The organism is Chitinophaga eiseniae (genome assembly GCF_900167135.1).
In the GTDB taxonomy this organism is placed as follows: domain Bacteria; phylum Bacteroidota; class Bacteroidia; order Chitinophagales; family Chitinophagaceae; genus Chitinophaga; species Chitinophaga eiseniae.
Map to the genome: position 1 here is coordinate 1 of NZ_FUWZ01000027.1, position 1,904 is coordinate 1,904.

Here is a 1,904-nt window from a genome sequence, read left to right on the forward strand (position 1 = left end):
CAGCCGCGTGTCCCCGCAAACCACCGCTATATTATCCGGTGTGGCCGCCACCTGAGACTCAAACAATGAAGTAACCGTCGCCGTTGCCGGATAGGACACGGCACTGTTGTCCAACACATGCCGTAAATAATCTTTTTCTGTGGAGGAGAGGTAGTCCAGCTTGCCTACCGCAGTTTCAGGAGCGCTCAGCGCTGCATCGAGCAGAGCCGTATAATGTTTCAGCAGTTGGCCCATCCGCTGTGCACTGAAATACCTGGCATTATAACTTAATGTCAGCAGGATATTATCCTCCAACGAAATCAACAGGTTGAGGTCATACTTACCTAATCCCATATTCAGTTCAAGGATATCAATACCGGCATCCTCAGTCATATCTTCATAATGCACCAATACGTCAAACAGTGCAGTACGACTCATGTCCTTACCGGGATTAACATCCAGCACCACCTGCTCAAACGGAACAGCTGAAAATGCCACAGACTGCGTGTAGTCAGCGGTTACTTCGGTCAGCACTTCCAGGAAAGATGATTTCGCTGAAAAGTCATGTTTCAACGCCAGCAGATTGGCAACCGGTCCGTTTATATGCTTTAATCCGGGCAGGCTCCTGTTTTCATACAAGGTACCCAACACTACAGATTCACTTTCCGTATACCGCTGCATTAAAGCAGAGAATGCGGACAACAGGAGCAGAAAACGAGTACTTCCATACTTAGCAGCAAATGTGTTGATGCGTTCAGACAATTCGCCGGATATAAGTGTCTGCTCGCACCCATATGAATACACATGGATATGTTCTCTTGGAAAATCAGTATCCAGCACAAGTACAGGCGCATTGACCATTTTCCTTTTCCAGTAAAAGGAGGCTGCTGCAAGACTATCCTCCATCATTTGACGCTGCCGGGACACATAGTCTGTATACAGTCCTGTCTCCGCAGGCGTAGCGCAGGCGGCGCCGGAATGTGCAGCATACCGGGACCAGATATTTTCGTATAGCAGCCGGAGTGTCTTTCTGTCTGCAATGAGATGATGCGCCGTAATGATAAAAATATAACCGTTACCGTTGTCCACGATGTCAAACCGGATCAATGGCGGCTGATCAATATCAAAAGGGGCTTCTATTATTTGCCGGCACCATGCGGCAAGCCCTGTTTCCGACAACGGCGTGGGCGTATGATGTGTACGTACAATAAGTGAGTCCGCACCGGTAATTAATGACAGCGGCTCATTGTTTTCCGTCACCACCACAGATCTCAGCAGGTCTGTGTCGTTATAAACATCGTCCACAGCCTGTTGCAGCCTGTCTATATCCGGTTGCTCATTCCATCTGACCAACAATGGTAAGTTGTGGTACACTGGGCTATGCGGGTACAGATAATTTTTTTCAAACTGATCTATGAACCACAGTCTTTTCTGATGAGCAGACGCTATCATGCTGTCTGCCGGCGTTGCCGGACGCACAGGAGGCGCAGGTGTCAGCAATATACTGTGACAGATATTCTCATCCAGCGATTTAACCGGAGCAAGCAGCATTTGCCGCAGCAGCACCTTAAAATACGCTGCCAGCCCCTCTATTGTAGCCGCATGGAAAATATCACTGTTATATTCTATCAGCATGGAGATATCATCTCCGTCTTCTCTGAAATAAAAAGTAAGATCATATTTACTGACAGTATTAAACCGTTCTCCGTAGGGGCGTACCTGTACATTCTCCAGGCTGCCTGTTCCTTCACCGCTTAGCTGCACATCGGTATTGACCTGCAATACCATTACATCGAAAAGTGTACTGCGGCTCATATCCCGCTTCAGCCGCAATGTTTCTATCAGTTCATCAAAAGGATACAGCTGATGCTCATACGCCTGCAAGGTGGTGTCCTTCACGCTGTGCAGCAAATCCAGGTAACTGC

General features: G+C 48.1%; 1 protein-coding gene. It reads right to left on the reverse strand.

Annotation, left to right across the window (positions count from 1 at the left end):
• A partial coding sequence (locus B5D63_RS34480) for a condensation domain-containing protein (protein ID WP_143313391.1) occupies window positions 1-1,904 on the reverse strand: 1,904 nt, incomplete at both ends.